The 15709-nt window shown below is 68.5% G+C and carries 22 protein-coding genes; 9 read left to right on the forward strand and 13 right to left on the reverse strand.

The features are described 5' to 3' along the window. Nucleotides 1-11: 11 nt before the first annotated feature. The 6 genes from E4P24_RS00140 to E4P24_RS00165 all read right to left on the reverse strand — a co-directional run bounded on the left by E4P24_RS00140 (nucleotide 12) and on the right by E4P24_RS00165 (nucleotide 3893). On the reverse strand, nucleotides 12-590 hold the full coding sequence (locus tag E4P24_RS00140; RefSeq protein WP_188147946.1) for a hypothetical protein: 579 nt from the start codon (nucleotides 588-590) through the stop codon (nucleotides 12-14). 149 nt (nucleotides 591-739) lie between these two features. After that, nucleotides 740-1999, reverse strand: a complete 1260-nt coding sequence (gene thrC / locus E4P24_RS00145; RefSeq protein WP_006600885.1) for a threonine synthase — start codon at nucleotides 1997-1999, stop codon at nucleotides 740-742. A 114-nt stretch (nucleotides 2000-2113) separates the two neighbouring features. Further along, entirely contained in the window at nucleotides 2114-2485 is a 372-nt protein-coding gene (locus tag E4P24_RS00150) for a helix-turn-helix domain-containing protein (protein ID WP_004044838.1), read from the reverse strand. Between the two features lie 82 nt (nucleotides 2486-2567). Beyond that, a complete protein-coding gene (locus tag E4P24_RS00155) occupies nucleotides 2568-2804 on the reverse strand; it encodes a hypothetical protein (protein WP_004044839.1) in 237 nt (78 codons plus the stop codon). Between the two features lie 113 nt (nucleotides 2805-2917). After that, entirely contained in the window at nucleotides 2918-3610 is a 693-nt protein-coding gene (locus E4P24_RS00160; RefSeq protein ID WP_188147947.1) for a DUF5828 family protein, read from the reverse strand. A gap of 73 nt (nucleotides 3611-3683) precedes the next feature. Further along, nucleotides 3684-3893 carry a hypothetical protein gene (locus tag E4P24_RS00165; protein ID WP_188147948.1) on the reverse strand — a complete coding sequence of 70 codons (210 nt, stop codon included), beginning with the start codon at nucleotides 3891-3893 and terminating at the stop codon, nucleotides 3684-3686. Nucleotides 3894-3981: 88 nt separating this feature from the next. Here E4P24_RS00165 and E4P24_RS00170 point away from each other — a divergent pair, with 88 nt between their 5' ends. Then, a complete protein-coding gene (locus tag E4P24_RS00170; protein WP_188147949.1) occupies nucleotides 3982-4362 on the forward strand; it encodes a cupin domain-containing protein in 381 nt (126 codons plus the stop codon). After that, entirely contained in the window at nucleotides 4359-5012 is a 654-nt protein-coding gene (locus tag E4P24_RS00175; protein WP_115801937.1) for a hypothetical protein, read from the forward strand. Before E4P24_RS00170 ends, E4P24_RS00175 begins: the two co-directional genes overlap by 4 nt. A 55-nt stretch (nucleotides 5013-5067) precedes the next feature. Here E4P24_RS00175 and E4P24_RS00180 read toward each other — a convergent pair whose 3' ends face one another. From E4P24_RS00180 to E4P24_RS00190, 3 genes are all read right to left on the reverse strand, one after another. Continuing rightward, nucleotides 5068-6891, reverse strand: a complete 1824-nt coding sequence (locus tag E4P24_RS00180; protein ID WP_115860745.1) for a carbon starvation protein A — start codon at nucleotides 6889-6891, stop codon at nucleotides 5068-5070. A gap of 136 nt (nucleotides 6892-7027) precedes the next feature. Then, the gene (locus E4P24_RS00185) at nucleotides 7028-7993 is read right to left on the reverse strand and encodes a TRC40/GET3/ArsA family transport-energizing ATPase (protein WP_004065960.1); all 966 of its coding nucleotides are present in this window, start codon (nucleotides 7991-7993) and stop codon (nucleotides 7028-7030) included. A 1-nt stretch (nucleotide 7994) separates the two neighbouring features. Then, nucleotides 7995-8291 carry a hypothetical protein gene (locus E4P24_RS00190; protein WP_115801940.1) on the reverse strand — a complete coding sequence of 99 codons (297 nt, stop codon included), beginning with the start codon at nucleotides 8289-8291 and terminating at the stop codon, nucleotides 7995-7997. Between the two features lie 101 nt (nucleotides 8292-8392). On the opposite strand from E4P24_RS00190, the gene E4P24_RS00195 reads away from it, so the two are divergent. The 4 genes from E4P24_RS00195 to E4P24_RS00210 all read left to right on the forward strand — a co-directional run bounded on the left by E4P24_RS00195 (nucleotide 8393) and on the right by E4P24_RS00210 (nucleotide 11078). Further along, nucleotides 8393-9679, forward strand: coding sequence for a GTP-binding protein (locus E4P24_RS00195; RefSeq protein ID WP_188147950.1), 1287 nt, complete (start codon nucleotides 8393-8395; stop codon nucleotides 9677-9679). Further along, the gene (locus E4P24_RS00200; RefSeq protein ID WP_115891794.1) at nucleotides 9676-9930 is read left to right on the forward strand and encodes a hypothetical protein; all 255 of its coding nucleotides are present in this window, start codon (nucleotides 9676-9678) and stop codon (nucleotides 9928-9930) included. Before E4P24_RS00195 ends, E4P24_RS00200 begins: the two co-directional genes overlap by 4 nt. Nucleotides 9931-10038: 108 nt before the next feature. After that, nucleotides 10039-10719, forward strand: coding sequence for a uracil phosphoribosyltransferase (upp, locus tag E4P24_RS00205; RefSeq protein WP_004044864.1), 681 nt, complete (start codon nucleotides 10039-10041; stop codon nucleotides 10717-10719). 155 nt (nucleotides 10720-10874) lie between these two features. Then, nucleotides 10875-11078 carry a hypothetical protein gene (locus tag E4P24_RS00210; protein WP_004044866.1) on the forward strand — a complete coding sequence of 68 codons (204 nt, stop codon included), beginning with the start codon at nucleotides 10875-10877 and terminating at the stop codon, nucleotides 11076-11078. A gap of 284 nt (nucleotides 11079-11362) precedes the next feature. On the opposite strand, the gene E4P24_RS00215 is transcribed toward E4P24_RS00210, so the two are convergent. After that, nucleotides 11363-11995, reverse strand: coding sequence for a YigZ family protein (locus E4P24_RS00215; RefSeq protein ID WP_115801943.1), 633 nt, complete (start codon nucleotides 11993-11995; stop codon nucleotides 11363-11365). A 334-nt stretch (nucleotides 11996-12329) separates the two neighbouring features. After that, nucleotides 12330-12833, reverse strand: coding sequence for an ACT domain-containing protein (locus E4P24_RS00220; RefSeq protein ID WP_004044870.1), 504 nt, complete (start codon nucleotides 12831-12833; stop codon nucleotides 12330-12332). A gap of 150 nt (nucleotides 12834-12983) precedes the next feature. Here E4P24_RS00220 and E4P24_RS00225 point away from each other — a divergent pair, with 150 nt between their 5' ends. Further along, nucleotides 12984-13679, forward strand: a complete 696-nt coding sequence (locus E4P24_RS00225; protein ID WP_004065955.1) for a hypothetical protein — start codon at nucleotides 12984-12986, stop codon at nucleotides 13677-13679. A gap of 36 nt (nucleotides 13680-13715) precedes the next feature. Here E4P24_RS00225 and hisB read toward each other — a convergent pair whose 3' ends face one another. After that, a complete protein-coding gene (gene hisB / locus E4P24_RS00230; protein ID WP_004044873.1) occupies nucleotides 13716-14309 on the reverse strand; it encodes an imidazoleglycerol-phosphate dehydratase HisB in 594 nt (197 codons plus the stop codon). Nucleotides 14310-14431: 122 nt separating this feature from the next. On the opposite strand from hisB, the gene E4P24_RS18935 reads away from it, so the two are divergent. Both E4P24_RS18935 and E4P24_RS00240 read left to right on the forward strand, forming a co-directional pair. After that, nucleotides 14432-14578 (forward strand): hypothetical protein, encoded by a 147-nt coding sequence (locus tag E4P24_RS18935; RefSeq protein WP_223173856.1) that lies wholly within the window; start codon nucleotides 14432-14434, stop codon nucleotides 14576-14578. A gap of 57 nt (nucleotides 14579-14635) precedes the next feature. Beyond that, the gene (locus E4P24_RS00240; protein ID WP_008576453.1) at nucleotides 14636-14824 is read left to right on the forward strand and encodes a hypothetical protein; all 189 of its coding nucleotides are present in this window, start codon (nucleotides 14636-14638) and stop codon (nucleotides 14822-14824) included. 45 nt (nucleotides 14825-14869) lie between these two features. On the opposite strand, the gene hisA is transcribed toward E4P24_RS00240, so the two are convergent. Beyond that, entirely contained in the window at nucleotides 14870-15586 is a 717-nt protein-coding gene (gene hisA, locus E4P24_RS00245) for a 1-(5-phosphoribosyl)-5-[(5-phosphoribosylamino)methylideneamino]imidazole-4-carboxamide isomerase (protein WP_004065951.1), read from the reverse strand. Nucleotides 15587-15709 lie beyond the last annotated feature (123 nt).

Genomic DNA, 15709 nt, shown 5'->3' on the forward strand with positions numbered 1-15709 from the left:
AACGAGACGAGCTACCGTCGGCCGAGCGCCGACGCGACGCCCTCGACCACGCGCCCGACGGCGGACCGCACCGCGTCGGCCGCGTTCGATTCGACTCCCGAGCGGCGCGACCGGTCGTTTCGCCGGGCCGAGCGACCGCGGGTCTGTTTTCGGCTCCCGTCCCGACGCTCGGCCAGCAACCGTTCGTAGCGGTCGATTATCTCCTGTTGGTTCGTTTCGGCGCTGTCGAGTCGGGCGTTGAGCCGGGCGTTCGCGCGCCGAAGCGCCTCGTTCTCGCGCTGGAGGGCGTCTCGGCCCCGCGCGTCGGCGGGGGGCGACGGGCGGCGACCGCGCGACTGCTGACGGCCGCGCGACTGCGAGGCCGTGGACGCCTGTGCTGACGGAGTCGCGGACGCGGGTGAGGACGAGGGCGAGGACGAGGGCGCTGACGAGGCCGTGGATGCGTTGGTTGACGTGGCCGAAGACGCGGGGGCTGCGGAGGCCGAAGACGCGGTTTCGGACGGCCCGTTGTCGATTCCGTCCGGCGGGTACGTTCTCGAACCGGCCCCGTCCCGGCTGACGGTCCCGGTCGGCATACTGCTGAGCGACATCGTGTGCCACGACGTACCACAGAATGAAAAGAATGTGTCAGACGCGCACCCGACGCGCGTCATCGCCGGCGGTCGGACCGCGGCGAGCGCCGTCGTGTGCGGCCGTCAGCGACGGTCAGCCACGGTCGGCACCGGGCCCGGCGGCGCGCCTACTCGGCGAGGTGTTCGAGGACCGCTTCGGTGTCGTTCGGGACGGGTTCGGGGTCGTCGCCCGCCTCGAACGCCGCGTCGGGGTCCTTCAGGAGGTGGCCCGTCGTGAGACAGACGACCTGTTCGTCCGCGTCGACGACGCCCTCGGCGCGGAGCTTTCGGAGGCCGGCGACGGAGGCGGCGGAGGCGGGTTCGACGCCGACGCCCTCGGCCGCGAGGTCGCGCTGCGCCGCGGTGATTTCCTCGTCGGAGACGGCGACGGCCGTGCCGTCGGTCTCGCGGATGCCGGGGAGCGCCTTCGGCGCGTTGACCGGGTTGCCGATGCGGATGGCGGTCGCGCGCGTCTCGACGTTCTCCCAGCGCTGGGTGTCGTCCCAGCCGTTCTCGACGGCCTCGACCATCGGGGCCGCACCCTCGGCCTGCACGCCGGTCAGTTTCGGCACGTCGTCGGCGTCGAGCGCGCCCGACTGGACGAGTTCGCGGAACGCCTTGTAGAGCGCGGAGGTGTTGCCCGCGTTGCCGACGGGGAGGACGATGCGGTCCGGGTAGCTGCCGTAGTCCTCGTGGAACTCCTCTAAGATTTCGAGGCCGATGGTCTTCTGGCCCTCCAGTCGGAAGGGGTTCAGCGAGTTGAGGAGGTACGCCTCGCCGCGGGCGGCGAGGTCCTGGACGATGTCGAGACAGGAGTCGAAGTTGCCGTCGACTTCGAGGATGCGCGCGTCGTGGAGCGACGCCTGCGCGATTTTCCCGGCGGCGACCTTCCCGGCGGGGAGCAACACGAGCGTCTCCATCCCGCCGCGCGCGCCGTAGGCGGCGAGCGCCGCGGAGGTGTTGCCGGTCGAGGCGCAGGCGAGGCGGCCGACGCCGAGTTCCTTTGCCACGCGGACGCCGACGGTCATGCCGCGGTCCTTGAACGAGCCGGTGGGGTTCATCCCCTCGTGTTTGACGCGGAGCGTCTCGACGCCCACGTCGGCTTCGAGGCGGGGTACCTCGTGGAGGGGCGTCGCGCCCTCGGGGAGCGAGACGCCCTCCTCGAAGGGGAGCGCGGCGTTGTAGCGCCAGACGCCGCGGCCCTCGAAGTCGTCCCAGGTCGGCGGGGACGCGTAGCGGACTTCGAGGAGGCCGTCGCAGTCGTCGCAGGTGTACCGAACGTCCTCGAACGGCGCGAACTGCGCGCCGCACGCGATACATTCGAGCCAGGTGCCGTCGGCGGCGACGGATGGCTCCTCGGGGGCGGGTGCCGTGAGTTCGAGGCTCATTGCTCGGGCGGTGGCACCAGAGGGACAAAAGCGGGCGGGTTTGGGCGGCACCTGCCGGGCGACAGGCGCACCGAGAACGCGGTCGGCCGAGAGGCTTCGAAGACGACGAAGAACCTACGACTCGCCGAAGGCGTCGATGCGGGCGTGTACGTCTTCCGCCCACTCGTCGAGCGCAGCGTGCATCATCTCCTTGGCCTCGGGGAGCGGGGTCGCCGTGTACTGGTAGACGTAGCCGCCGGGGTCGAGCAGGCGGCGCTTGCGCTCGGTGAGGCCCTTGTCGAGGAGCGTCGTCAAAGAGCGGTTGACGTTGCTCCGGTCGCGGTCGAGCACCTCCGCCAACTCCGCGACGGTGCTTCCGGGGTTGTCGAGTAGTGCGAGATACGTCCGACTCTCGTGGCTCTGGATGCCGAAGACGCACGCGAGGACCTGTCCGAAGTTCGGGTCCTCGGTCTCCATCAGTTCGCCCATGTCCGGTGCGTCGGCCATGCACACCTGTTCGCCGTGCGTCGGATTAAACCCTCACTTACAGGCGAGCGAGCGGCCGCCGCGGCCGGGAACCGCACCGACGCTACTCTTTCGCGTAGCCCATCTTCAGCACGCAGGCGCGCATCCCGTCTTCGTCCTCGTGTTTGTGGAGCGTCGTCGGCGTGTCGCAGTAAAAGACCGTCCCGTCGTGGCGGAGCGTCACCTCGTGGACGCCGCCGAGCAGTTCCGCTTGGACGACGACGCGGCGACCCTCGCGGAGCGCGTCGAGGATTTCGTCTGCGGTCAGTTCGCCGGACTCGACTCGGAGCGGCTCGGGCATACCGGAGGGTCGCGGGCGAGCGGTATCAGTATTGTCGATGGCGGCGAGTGCCGACGGAAGCGCGTGCCGACGGCGGGCGGCGGGCGGCGAGTCGAGCCGAACCCGGATCCGGCTCAGTTCGTCGTCCAGTTAGACCGGTGTTCCTCGTCGGTCGTCGGCACCTCCACGCCCTCGACGGCCTCCGCGACCTCGGTCTCTTTCGGCGTGTCGATGTGCCAGCGGTCGATTTCGTCCTCGAAGTCGCGCAGCGTCTCCGACACCATCGACTTCAGCTCGTCGTCGTTGACGTTCACCTCGAAGACGAACCGCTCGTCGCCGGAGCCGCGGCCGACCCGCTGGATGTTCGCGCTCACGAGTTCGTTGTCGAAGTAGTACGGAGCCAACTGGGTCATCACGTTGCGGTAGACCGTGTCCTCGACCTTCCGCAGCGCCTTCCGCCCGGCGGAGTCGGCCGCGCGGGCGACGTAGTTGATGGAGTCCTGCCACGACTCGACGGCCCCCTCGTTGTCGCCCTCCTCGACCCGCTCGTAGGACCGAGACAGCTTCTCGCCCGCCGTCTTGAGGTCGTCGTTGGGCGTCTTGCCAGCCTTCTCGCCTTCGCCCTCGCCGACGCTGGCCTGCTGGGCCGTCTTCTCGTTTACGTCCTCACCGAGTCGCTCGTGGGACTTCGGTCGCCACTCGTCCCAGTCGTCGAAGGCGGCGCTGTCGACGTCGGCGTCGCGGAGCGCGCGGGTGATTCGCTCCCCGTGTTCGACGACCTCGTCCCAGGTGCCACGGCGTTTGAACCCGGAGATGCTCTCTTCCATTGTCGTTGACGGGAGTACGTGCCAGACGGTATAAACTCTGCGAGGGGACGGGTTCGCACACGGGTGAGAACGTCTAGCGGTCGCCGTAGACGAAGCGCTCGGCGGCCGCGTCGAGGCGAGCCGACAGCCGACCGAGCCACGCCCCCGGCGACGCGGCCCGAAGCGCCGCCTCGTCGAGTTCGATTCGGTCGTCGCCGAGCGGGTCACGGGCCTCGTCCGCGGTGGCGTCCACGACGGTCGTCATCGAACACCGACCGCACCCCTCGCGGGTCGAGTCTGCCATGCGCCGCGCTTCGGAACTTTCACGAATAAACCTTGGTTTCCGGGCGGGTCGCGACGGGCTTATACGGTCGAACGTGTTGCTCCGTCTCATGGGATATCGCGTCGTGGACGCAACCGCCGTCGAGCCCGCCGACGACCGCCCGTGCGAACTCCGCCGCATCGGCGGCGAGGCCGGCTTGGAGACCGTCGCGCTCAACCGCTTCCGGGCCGCCCCCGGCGAGCAGGTGCCGCTCACCTATCACTACCACACAGAACAGGAGGAGGCGTTCTACGTCCTCTCGGGCACGCTGTTCGTCGAGACGCCGGACGAGACGTTCGAAGTCGACGCCCACGGCCTGTTCGTCGCCGACCCCGAGAGCCCCCACCGGGCGTACAACCCCGAGGACGCCGCGGAGCCGGTCGAACTGCTCGCGCTCGGCTCGCCGGCCGTGTCGGGCGATGCCGTGCCCTACGACTCCGACGAGGAATGAGGAGCGTCGAACCCGAGGACGCCGAAGGGGCGGGAGACCCGGATGGGCCGGAGGAGTCGGATGCGTCGGCCACGGAGTCCGCCCTCGACCGCCCCGAGTGGGACGACGAGTACCTCGACCGGGCGGCCGAGCGGCTCATGTACAACTACGACTTGCAGCGGGAGTACGCCGTCCGCGGCGAGCGGTTCGACCTGTTCGGCTCGATGCGGATGGAGAGCCAAAAGCAGTTCCTCCACCGGTCTATCAACTACGCCAACCACCACGCGATGGAGTACATGTTCGCGCGGCGGGTCGACGCGGCCACCGTCGCCGAACTCGAACGGCTCGTCGAACTGGGCCACGCGCTCGCCGACGAGTGGATAGAACCCGACGAGGAGCACTACGGGACGGAGTTCACCTTCGTGCTCGTCGCCGACGCGGTGCCGGAGGAAGTTCGGGCGTTCGTGTCCGACTTCGCGGACCGGACGCTCCTGAAGTTCGGCTACTACGGCCACTACGAGGTGAACCTCGCCGTCGTCGCGCCGAGCGACGAGGACGCCGCGGCGAGCCGCAACGCCGACTCGGTCGCCGCGTTCACGCTCTGGAGCGACGGGTCGCCGGCCGCATCCGACGGGCTGTTGGACCGACTCCTCGGGAAGCTGCGTCGGTAAGAAAAGCGGAGTCGAACGGTCGGTTGTCAGAGACCGAACGGTGACCGACCGCGCGTCAGTCGTCGCTCGGCTGCGGCCGACCGCCGCGACCGCCACCGCCGCCCGAACTCCGCGCGTCTTTGATGTTGTCGTAGCCGATTTTCGCCAGCGCAAGCGCCAGGTAGACGAGCACCAGCGCGAGGACGATTTGGACGACTGCGGCCACCATCGCAAAGGTGCCCGCCGAGGCCATCCACTCGGGGTTCATGAACTTCGCGTAGACGTTGTCGTGGAACGCGAGCCACAGCAGGCCCAGCGACGTGATGGTCGTCATGAGAGCCATCGGCAGGCCCGTGCTGAGAAGCTGCTTGGAGTCGTCCCAGTTGGCGAGCCAGACGGTCGCGGTCAGGAGCGCCAGCGCGGCGAGCAGCTGGTTCGCGCCCCCGAACAGCTGCCAGAGCGTCAGCCACGAGCCGCTCGTGATGAGGATGTACGCCGGCAGCGACTGCACGAACGCGTTGCCGTAGCGATTGGTCGCGAACTCCTCGACCGGCGTCTCGGGCGTCCCGACGATTTCCTCCATCATGTAGCGACCGAGGCGAACCGCGGTGTCGGTCGAGGTGAGGAGGAAGCTGACCAGCACGAGGGCCATGAACGGCCCGCCGAAGTCAGTCGGGATGCCGAAGCTCGACAGGATGACGCCGCCGCCCGCGGCGAACGTCGGCAGCGCGAGGCCGATACCGCCGCCCACGTCGGGCGCGATGATGGCGACCGTCGCCAGCGCGACGGTGGCGAGGAGGCCCTCACCGAGCATGCCGCCGTAGCCGATGACGCGCGCGTCGGACTCCTTGTTCAACTGCTTCGAGGTCGTGCCCGACGAGACGAGCGAGTGGAACCCGCTGATGGTCCCGCAGGCGATGGTGATGAACAGAAGCGGGAACAGCGGCGCGCCGGAGCGACCGATGAAGCCGTAGTACGGTTCGAGGTTCGTCACGAGCGGCTGCGTCGGGGTCGTGAAGAACGTGCCCGCGACGATGGCGACGAGCGCGCCGCCGACGCCCGCGTACAGCAGGAACGACGAGAGGTAGTCGCGCGGTTGCAGGAGCACCCACACCGGGAGGGCGCTGGCGACCGCCCCGTAGACGAGGATAATCGGGACCCACGCCGCGGTGTTCCCGTTGAACGAACTCGCGCCCGGGAGCCACGAGCCGGAGCCGGAGAACAGGACGAACGTCTCGGCGGGCGCGCGGGCCGCGGGCTCGAACAGCGCAATCGGGTACTGAATCCCCGCGTAGACGCCGACGAACATCGCCGCGACGAACACACCCGTCCCGAGCAGGAACGGGAGATTCAGCTGATAGAGGTAGACGCCGAACAGCACCGCGAGGACGATGTACACCAGGCTCGCCGTGGCCGCCTCGGGATAGGCGTTGAACACGATGGCCACCACGAGGGCGAACACCGCGACGACGAGGACGATGGTGAGAAACGCGAACCACAACAGCATGTTCTTGCCGCGCTCGCCGACGTACTCGCCGATGATGTAGCCGATAGACTTCCCGTCGTGTCGCAGGCTGCTCGACAGCGACACGAAGTCGTGGACGCTCCCGAGAAGCGGATTCCCGAGCGCAATCCACGCGAGCGCGGGGACCCAGCCCCACACCACGCCCGCCGTAATCGGCCCGACAATCGGCGCGCCGCCCGCGATGCTCGAATAGTGATGCCCCAGTAACACCGGCTTTTTCGCCGGAACGTATTCTTGACCGTCTTCGTACTTGTGCGCTGGCGTCTCACGACTGTCGTCGAGTTCGACGAACTGCGCGAGATATCGGGAGTAACCGAGATACCCGACGGTAAACAACGCAAGCACCGTGACGACCAACCAGATGACTTGTACCATGGTACGCTGCCCCATTGGGAGAAACGAAAATGCCTCCCTTAATGGTAACGATAGATGGGAATGTATCGTGTTCGAACGACAGGTTCGTTCGGAGATGCGCGTCGAAAACTTCCGCCGCGCGGCTCGTTGTGACAGCTTACTGAGTGTCCGGTGCGGTGCCTACGTCGAGTTCGGCCGCGACCTCCCCGAGGAAGTCGCCTTTGACCTCCGCGACCCGCGTCTCGACGGCGGCGACGAGCGGCGGTGAAAAATTCTCGCGGAGGTCGTCGAGTCGCTCGCGCTCTGTCTTGACTCGCTCGCGCAAGAACGTCGCCCCCCGACCCGACTCGTCGGGGTCGGGTTCGGGCGTGAGGCGGTTGACCGCGAGACCGCGCACGTCGAGGCCGTAAGAGTCGAGTTGGTCGATGGCGCGCTCGGTCTCGCGGAGCGATAGCTCGTCGGGGTTCACGACGAGGAAGAAGGCGGCGTCGTCCTGGAGCGTCGTCTTGGCGAACGAGAAGTCGTCGCGGCGCTGTTCGAGGCGGGCGATGATGGGGTCGCCGTCCATCATGCGCCGGGGCTCGTTGTTGCCGATGGCGGCGCGTTCGAACAGTTTGACCGACTCCTTGCGCTTGTGGAGGAGTCGCTGAATCCAGCCGTCGAGGTACTCCGGCAGGGAGAGCAGTCGGAGCGTCCCGCCGGTCGGTGAGGTGTCGAAGACGACCCGGTCGTAGTCGTCCGCCGAGCGCATCACGTCGATAAAGCGGTCGAACAGCGCCGATTCGTACGCGCCGGGCGTCTGGTGGGCCATCTCTATCTGCCGGTCGATTTCGTTGACCATCGCCGGGCTGACCTGGTCGCCCATCGCCCGCTTCGTCTCCATGAGATGTTCGCGGACCTCGGTCTCGGGGTCGATTTCCATCGCGTCGAGGTTCGACTCGCCCGCGACCGCCGCGGGCTCGTCGGTAAAGGACTGGTCGAACACGTCGCTCGTGCTGTGGGCCGGGTCGGTCGACACGAGGAGCGTCCGGACGCCGTCGCGGGCGCACTTGACCGCGTAGGCGCTCGACATCGTCGTCTTGCCCACGCCGCCCTTGCCGCCGAAGAAGACGAATTTGCGCATGTTAGAAGTGGTACTGGTGACCCTTGCGTTCGAGGAGCGACCCGCGGTCCCACATCCGCCGCTCCCACGCCTCGAACTCGTCTTCGAGATAGGGGAGCAGTTCGGCGGTGTAGTACGAGATGGGCGAGGGGATGCCGAACGCGTCGGGGAAGCACGCGAGCATGAACGCGTCCTCGTCGTCCTCGGCCTGCTGTTCTATCTTCTCGTAGGCGGGGTGCGAAACCATCCCGTGGTAGAGGCCGCGGAGCCACTCTTCGACGAGTTCGCGGAAGGATTCGATGCGTGCGGCGAGCGTCATCAGTTTACACACTCGCCCGCTGTCGGACAAAAGGGTATCGTTCACGAACGTCCGCGCTGGTTACCTGCGATTTCATATGTGCGGCCCCGGTAGCCCCGCTCATGAACGCGGGGGAGACGATTCCGGTGACGGTGCTGGGCGGGAGTCTCGGGGCGGGCAAGACGACGCTACTCAACCACCTGTTGACGAACGCCGGCGACCGCGACATCGCCGTGCTCGTCAACGACATGGGCTCCGTGAACGTCGACGCCGAACTCGTCGCCGAGGAGTCCGACCTCGCGGTCGGCGGCGGCGTGACCGAACTGTCGAACGGCTGCATCTGCTGTGAGCTACAAGACGACCTCGAAACCGCGGTCGTCCGCCTCGCGCGCGAGCGGTCGTTCGACCACCTCGTCGTGGAAGCGTCGGGCGTCTCGGAGCCCGGCCCGGTCGCTCGACTGTTCGTCACCTCGCGGGCGGCCGCCCGCTACGACGTGGCCGGCCTCGCCACGGTCGTCGACTCGCGGCTGTTCGCGGACACCTTCGGCGGCGGCGACCCGGACCGAACCGTCGCCGAGGAGGGAGACGGCTCGGTGCGCCCGCTGTCGGACCTCCTCGTCGAACAGGTCGAGAGCGCCGACCTCGTCGTCCTCAACAAGCGCGACCTCGTCTCCGACGCGGAGCTCGGGGCGGTCCGCGACGCGGTCGAGGCGCTCCGCCCCGGCGCGACCGTGGTGGAGACGGACCACGGCGACGTGGACGTGGACCTGCTCCTGTCGGACTGCCACGACCCCGACGCGCCCGTCGGCTGGCGGGCGACGCTGGAGGGCGAAGCGGGCCACGATGACGGCGACGAGGGCGACCACGACGACCACACGGACGGAGACCACGACCACGACCACGACGAAACGCCCCACGCCGAGGCGACCTACGGCGTCACGTCGTTCGTCTACCGCCGCCGCGCGCCGCTGGACCCCGACGGCGCGGCCGCGGTGCTGGGCGACCTCCCCGACTCGGTCGTTCGCGCGAAGGGGTCGCTGTGGGTCGCCGGAGCCGAGGACGTTCACTACACTTACAGTCAGGCCGGGCCGTCGGCGTACGTCGCCGCCGCCGGCCCGTGGGTCGCCTCCCGACCCGAGTTCGAACAGGACGCCTACCGCCGCAACCACCCCGACTTCGACTGGCACGACGACCACGGCGACAGGCGGACCGAACTGGTGTTTATCGGCCGCGAGATGGACGAAGACGCACTCGCGGCCGCGCTCGACGCCCACCTGCTCGACCCCGGCGCGTCCGCGGACGCCGGCGACTTCCCGACCGACCCCGGCGAGGAAGTCGCGCTCGCGGAGCCGACCCGGGAACGCGAGTCGGTTCCGACCGCGGGCGCGGTCCCGGAGGGCCGACGATGAGCGGCGAGTCGGAGCGGGCCGGCGGCGACGACGAGAAGCGCGGCGGCGATACCGAGGAGCGCGAAGCGGAGATAGAGTGGGGCGAGGGCGACCCGCGGGTGCTGTTCGTGATGAACCTCGTCCTCTCGACCGTGTTCGCGGCGGTGGTCGTCTACGGCCTGTCGTACCTCGACCTCGCGGCCTTCTCGGTCGTCAACGTCGCGTCGGCGGCGCTCGTGCTCACGGCGGTCACGTACCTCGTGACGAACTGAAACCGCGGGATGGGTCACCGACCCATTCTCCGCGTGAACTACCCGCAGGCGACCGCTGGCGGCCGATAGCCGCATTTATGTCCTTCGGGAAACCGCCTTCTCAGTAAGATGCCCATCGAAGACCGAGACGACGCGTACCTCATCACGCACGCGCTGGCGAAGGACACGCTCTCGCGCCTCCGGGACGTGGAGACGACGCAGGTCGCCTTCCGGAAAGGCCTCGTCAAACTCGGCCGCATCTGTGGCTACGAGATAATCGACGGCGCGATGGAGACCGAATACGTCACCATCCAGACCCCGCTCGCGGAGACGACCGGCGAGCGCGTGAAAGGGCTCGACAACGTCGTCATCATCAACGTGCTCCGCGCCGCGACGCCGTTCGTGGAAGGGCTGCTCAAGGCGTTCCCGCGGGCGAAGCAGGGCGTCATCTCCGCCGGCCGCGACGAGGAGGCGGGGATGGACGACGACGGCGGCTTCCCCATCACCATCGACTACGTGAAGCTCCCCGAAATCACGGAGAAAGACACCGTCATCGTGGCGGACCCGATGCTCGCCACCGGCTCGACGATGTGCTCGGTCCTCGACCACATCCTCGAAAACGCCGGCGTCGACCCCGAGAAGCTGTTCGTCCTCTCGGCCGTCTCCGCGCCCGACGGCTTGCTCCGCGTCGACAACGAGTTCCCGGAGGTCGACCTGCTGACGGTCGCCATCGACGACTACCTCGACGACGACGGCTACATCGTCCCCGGTCTGGGCGACGCCGGCGACCGCGCGTTCCGCACGACGTAACTCGGTCTCGTCTCGTCTCGTCTCGCCCCGCCTCGTCGCGTCACGGCTCGCGGGCGGTCGCGACGACCGCCGGCCCGGATTCGGGTAACGACTAAGTTACCGCCCGCGCACCTCCGACGCATGGACGAACCTCGCGCCGCCGGAGGGTGCCGACGATGAGCGACCCGTGCGACGGCTGTGGACGAGCGGTCGAAGACGCCCTCGCTCGTGCGGTCCAGTTACAGGTCGACGGCTCGACCGTGGACGACCAGCGGCTCTGTCCGACCTGTTTCGCGGACTGGATCACCCAGTACGAAGAACAGATGTCGCCCAAGCGGTCGTCGGACGACTCGACGGATTCCGAGATAATCGTCGACTGACGGCGTCGGCTCGGGGGCGTGTCTCCCACGACCTCGCAGACCCCCTCTTTTCGGGTCGAGAAACGATTCCCCTCGGCGGGTTTTCGTTCGAGTCGAACGTCCCGAACCGAACCCCCGTAGACTACTGTGAGAGACTGTTACAAGGGGTGCGGCGGGGTCGACACCCGAGTCCGCGAACCCCTTCGTTTCGGGTCGAAGCCCCGCGGGCTCGTGGGTCGGGGGCGAAAAGGAAACGGGGAGAGCGCCGACGCGCCGAGGGTCGTCGAATCGGACCGACGGCCGTGCTACTCGATGTTCGCGCGGCCGCTGGTCGCGCTCCGGATGCGGTCGCGGAGCTCCGGGCCGTCCTCGACGGGGACGCGAACCTCGAAGGACACGTCGGCCTCGTAGGCGGCCTCGAACTCGACGCCCGCGCTTTCTAACAGCCCGCGAACGCTCCCCGAGTCGTCGTACTCGACGGTTACGGTGAACCGCTCGTGGGGAATCTCCTCGACGACGCCCGCCGCGTCGAGCGCTTCTTTCACGGCCCGGGAGTACGCGCGGGCGAGGCCGCCGACGCCGAGGTTGGTGCCGCCGTAGTAGCGCGTCACGACGGCGGCGACGTTGCGCACGTCCTGCTGGACGAGGACGTTGAGCGCCGGTTTCCCCGACGAGCCGCTCGGCTCGCCGTCGTCGCTCTGGTACTCGCGGAGCATGACGCTCCCCTCGCCGGGGACCGACGACGAGGCCGACCCCGCGGGTACCCGGTAAGCGGGGACGTTGTGGGTCGCGTCGGGGTGGCGCTCCTCGATTTCGGTGACGAACGCCTCCGCCTCCTCGACCGTCTCCGCGGGGGAGACGTAGCCGATGAACTCCGAGCCGTTGACCTCGAAGCGGGCGTCGCCCCGGCCGGCGACGGTTCGATAGGCGTCGGTCATGCCACCGAGTTGGCGTCGCGGCGTGGAAAAGCGTTCGCACCGTGTCGTCGGCGCGCCGACGCGGGCGGCGAGGAGGGCAAGCGACGCGACCAACGGGGAGCGACGGCGACGGCGACGGGGATTCGAACCGGAATCGACGCGCTACTGGCCGCAGGCGTCCGCGTACGACGTACACCCGTTTTGGATGCAGACGCCGCAGAGGTGGCGCGTCTCGGAAATCGGCTCACCACAGCACATGCAACTGCGCATGGACACCATGCGAAAAACTACCGCGGGAGGTTACAAGAATCTTATTGCCGTGTTGACAGAATATCCGCGGTGCCGACGGGCGGGCTCAAGCGATGGTGATTCGGCGGACGAAGCCGAGGTTCGACAGGTCGTTGAGCAGGTCGCCGGGAATCGGCTCGTCGGTGATGATGTAGAGCTTCGGGTCGTCGGTGAACTCGGGGTCCTCGCTTATCGTCTGGCGAATCGAGATGTCCGCGTCAGCGAGTTTCGAGGTGACGGTGGCGACGATGCCGGGTTCGTCGGCGTCGGCCACCTCGACGGTGAGCACGGAGAGGTCGAGCACCGGCGCGAGGTCCATCAGGCTCGGAATCGACGAGATGTTCTGGAAGATTCGTCGAAGCTCCTCGTCGTCGAGGATGGCGTCGGTCGTCGAGTCGACGACCCGCCGGTCGACCTCGGCCTCGCGGGCGATTCCGGTGTTCGGTATCTCGATGCCGCCCGAGACGACCCGTCCCTGGTCGTTGACGGAAAAGCCCCGTTCCAAGAGAAGCCGAATGACAGCCTGCTGGCTCGGGCTGCCCTCGAACTTCTCCATAATCTCGTCGAACATTCGTTGGTCGGGGGATTTGCGGGCGGATGCATTAAGTGGTCCGTCACCGGCGACGCCGCGGCCGAGGCATTCGGCGTCGACCCCGCCGGCGGGCCGCCGACGCCGCGTCCGGGGAATGGGTTTAACCGTCGGCGCGGAGACCGGTCGTCCATGCGCGAACTACGCACCTGCGACTTCTGTGGGACCGACGCCGTCGGCGTGTTCGAGGTACTCCCGCCGGCGTTGACGCCGGCCGACGACCAGCGGCGCGTCGTCCTCTGCGAGCACTGCGAGGAGACCCTCAGCGAGGTCATCGCGCCGCTTCTCTCCCGACTCGGCGTCGACGCCGACGTGGACGTGGCCGACGACGCGCGGGCCGAGACCGGCGCGTCCGCGGCACCGGAGCGAACCACGAGCGGGTCGGGCGGCGAGGCCGCCTCCGTCGACGTGAACGCGGTCGACCCCGCGCCGACGCCGCCGGAGCCGGCGGACCACGACTCGCCCGACGAGGGCGACGACGCTGGTTCTCCGGGAGACGACGCGAACGACAACGACGGCGTGGACGACGAAGCCGAGGTCGAAACCGAAGCCGAGGCCAAGACCGAAACCGAGAACGAGCCCTCCGCGTCGGCGGCCGACGAGCAGCCCCGACCCGACGGCGAGTCCGGCCGGGGTGAGGAGCCGCCGAAGTTCCGGAAGGTCATCCGCATCCTCCAGAACCGCGAGTTCCCCGTCGAGCGGGCGGAGGTCGAGGCGTTGGCGTCCGGCGCGTACGACCTCGACGACGACGAGGTGGCCGACATCTTCGACTACGCAATCGAACGCGGGCTGCTCGTCGACGACTCGGGGACGCTCCGGCGGCCCTGAGCGGTCGAACGCGCGGAATCAGGGAGCAGGCGGCGATTACAGTTTTCCTTTCGTGCTCGGCGTGTCGGAGCGCCGCGGGTCCACGCGGGTCGCGTCGTCGAGCGAGCGCGCGAGCGCCTTGAACAGCGCCTCGACCTCGTGGTGGGCGTTGTCGCCCTCGACGCCCGCGTGGAGCGTGAGGCCGGCGTTCATCGCCAGCGACATGGCGAAGTGTTCGGCCATGTGGCTGGTGAACTCGCCGACGTACGGTTGGGAAAAGTCGCCCGAGAACTCGAAGAAGGGGCGGCCCGACACGTCGACGACGACGGAGGCGACGGCCTCGTCGAGCGGGACCTTGCGGTCGGCGTAGCGGACGATGCCGCGCTTGTCTCCGAGCGCTTCGGTGAACGCCTCGCCGAGGACGATGGCCACGTCCTCGACGGTGTGGTGGTCGTCGATGTGGAGGTCGCCGTCGCACTGGACCGTCAGGTCGAACAGGCCGTGTTTGGCGAAGGCCTCCAGCATGTGGTCGAAAAATCCGATACCGGTGTCGACGACCGCGTCGCCGTCGCCGTCGATGGCCAGCGTCACGTCGATGGTCGTCTCGGCCGTCTCGCGGGAGACGGCCGCGCGTCGGTCGGCGTCGCTCATGTCGCGTTCGAGGCGGGCCGCGCATATAGGGATTCTCGTCGTCGAGCGACCGGGGCCACCCCGCCGACGCGTCAGACGCGCGTCTGACGGGCGTTCATGCGTTCGGACGCGTACGGTGGGGTATGCAGCGAAAGGGAGCGCTGGTGGTGGGGTACACCATCTGCGTCGGGGGACTCCTGCTCACCGCGCGGTCCGGGGTCGCTGTCGCGTTCGGCGTCGCGCTGGTGACGCTCGCGGTCAGCGCGGTCGTGCTCGGCGGGGGCGTCTGAAGTGATAGAGAGCGAACCGACGCGAAAAGTGTCGACCCGTCAGGGGGCGGGCGACTGATGGGCCGCGGAGCGACCGCCAGTCCGAAACGCGACGTGGTGACGGTCAGTATGCTCGTCCTCGCCGGGCCGTTCTTGGCGACCTCGCGCCCCGAGACCGCGATTATCGGCGCGCTGTTCGTCGCCGTCGGCGTCTACGGAACTGTCGAGAGCCTCGCCGCGGCCGTCGCCGCGTATCTCGACGCGTAGCGGTGCGCGGCGTCTCGGGTGCGTCTCGGCGTGCCGGCGACGCGACTACGCCTCCATCGCTTCTTCGAGCGTGAATCGACCCTCGTAGAGCGCGGTGCCGACGACGGTCGCCGCCGCGCCCGCCTCGCGGAGCGCGCGCACGTCGTCGAGCGAGGCGACGCCGCCGGAGGCGACGACCGGGATGTCGACCGCGTCGACGACGGCCGAGGTCGTCTCGAGGTGGACGCCTTCGAGCTGCCCCTCCACGTCCACGTCGGTGAAGAGGATGGCCGCCGCGCCGAGTTCCTCGTAGCGGGCGGCCGCCTCGGCGGGGTCGAGGCCGGTGCCCTCGGTCCAGCCGGAGACGACGACTTCGCCGTCTTTCGCGTCGAGGCTGACCATCACGCCGTCGGGGTAGTCGGCGGCGAGTTCGGCGACGATATCGGGGTTCTCGACGGCCGCGGTGCCGAGGATGACGCGGTCGACGCCGCGGTCCAAGAGGTCGCGGGCGTCGTCGGCGGTGCGGATGCCGCCGCCGAGTTGGAGCGGCACGTCGACCGCGTCGAGGACGGCGTCCACCGCCGGGGCGTTCTTCCGCTCGCCCTCGAACGCGCCGTCGAGGTCGACGAGGTGGAGCGTCTCCGCGCCGGCGTCGACCCAGCGACGGGCGGCCTCGACCGGGTCGCCGTAGCTCTTTTCGGTGCCGCGTTCGCCCTGCACGAGCTGGACGACTTCGCCGTCTTGCATGTCGACCGCGGGGACGACTTCGAACTCCGGGAACATACGTCACCGTGGGCGAGCGGCGTGCGTAAACGCACCGGATACGGCGACCCGGGTTCACCGAGGAACGTAACGAGCGAACCAACAGTTCGGAACGGCTTTGTCGCGCCGGGGTTCACACACACT

Origin of the sequence: Haloferax sp. AS1 (genome assembly GCF_014530665.1) — an archaeon.
In the GTDB taxonomy this organism is placed as follows: Archaea; Halobacteriota; Halobacteria; order Halobacteriales; family Haloferacaceae; genus Haloferax; species Haloferax volcanii.

Coding starts and splice junctions, on each gene's coding strand:
- E4P24_RS00140 (WP_188147946.1), bottom strand. CDS start 590: ATGTCGCTCAGCAGTATGCCGACCGGGACCGTCAGCCGGGACGGGGCC.
- thrC (WP_006600885.1), bottom strand. CDS start 1,999: ATGAGCCTCGAACTCACGGCACCCGCCCCCGAGGAGCCATCCGTCGCC.
- E4P24_RS00150 (WP_004044838.1), bottom strand. CDS start 2,485: ATGGCCGACGCACCGGACATGGGCGAACTGATGGAGACCGAGGACCCG.
- E4P24_RS00155 (WP_004044839.1), bottom strand. CDS start 2,804: ATGCCCGAGCCGCTCCGAGTCGAGTCCGGCGAACTGACCGCAGACGAA.
- E4P24_RS00160 (WP_188147947.1), bottom strand. CDS start 3,610: ATGGAAGAGAGCATCTCCGGGTTCAAACGCCGTGGCACCTGGGACGAG.
- E4P24_RS00165 (WP_188147948.1), bottom strand. CDS start 3,893: ATGGCAGACTCGACCCGCGAGGGGTGCGGTCGGTGTTCGATGACGACC.
- E4P24_RS00170 (WP_188147949.1), top strand. CDS start 3,982: ATGGGATATCGCGTCGTGGACGCAACCGCCGTCGAGCCCGCCGACGAC.
- E4P24_RS00175 (WP_115801937.1), top strand. CDS start 4,359: ATGAGGAGCGTCGAACCCGAGGACGCCGAAGGGGCGGGAGACCCGGAT.
- E4P24_RS00180 (WP_115860745.1), bottom strand. CDS start 6,891: ATGGTACAAGTCATCTGGTTGGTCGTCACGGTGCTTGCGTTGTTTACC.
- E4P24_RS00185 (WP_004065960.1), bottom strand. CDS start 7,993: ATGCGCAAATTCGTCTTCTTCGGCGGCAAGGGCGGCGTGGGCAAGACG.
- E4P24_RS00190 (WP_115801940.1), bottom strand. CDS start 8,291: ATGACGCTCGCCGCACGCATCGAATCCTTCCGCGAACTCGTCGAAGAG.
- E4P24_RS00195 (WP_188147950.1), top strand. CDS start 8,393: ATGAACGCGGGGGAGACGATTCCGGTGACGGTGCTGGGCGGGAGTCTC.
- E4P24_RS00200 (WP_115891794.1), top strand. CDS start 9,676: ATGAGCGGCGAGTCGGAGCGGGCCGGCGGCGACGACGAGAAGCGCGGC.
- upp (WP_004044864.1), top strand. CDS start 10,039: ATGCCCATCGAAGACCGAGACGACGCGTACCTCATCACGCACGCGCTG.
- E4P24_RS00210 (WP_004044866.1), top strand. CDS start 10,875: ATGAGCGACCCGTGCGACGGCTGTGGACGAGCGGTCGAAGACGCCCTC.
- E4P24_RS00215 (WP_115801943.1), bottom strand. CDS start 11,995: ATGACCGACGCCTATCGAACCGTCGCCGGCCGGGGCGACGCCCGCTTC.
- E4P24_RS00220 (WP_004044870.1), bottom strand. CDS start 12,833: ATGTTCGACGAGATTATGGAGAAGTTCGAGGGCAGCCCGAGCCAGCAG.
- E4P24_RS00225 (WP_004065955.1), top strand. CDS start 12,984: ATGCGCGAACTACGCACCTGCGACTTCTGTGGGACCGACGCCGTCGGC.
- hisB (WP_004044873.1), bottom strand. CDS start 14,309: ATGAGCGACGCCGACCGACGCGCGGCCGTCTCCCGCGAGACGGCCGAG.
- E4P24_RS18935 (WP_223173856.1), top strand. CDS start 14,432: ATGCAGCGAAAGGGAGCGCTGGTGGTGGGGTACACCATCTGCGTCGGG.
- E4P24_RS00240 (WP_008576453.1), top strand. CDS start 14,636: ATGGGCCGCGGAGCGACCGCCAGTCCGAAACGCGACGTGGTGACGGTC.
- hisA (WP_004065951.1), bottom strand. CDS start 15,586: ATGTTCCCGGAGTTCGAAGTCGTCCCCGCGGTCGACATGCAAGACGGC.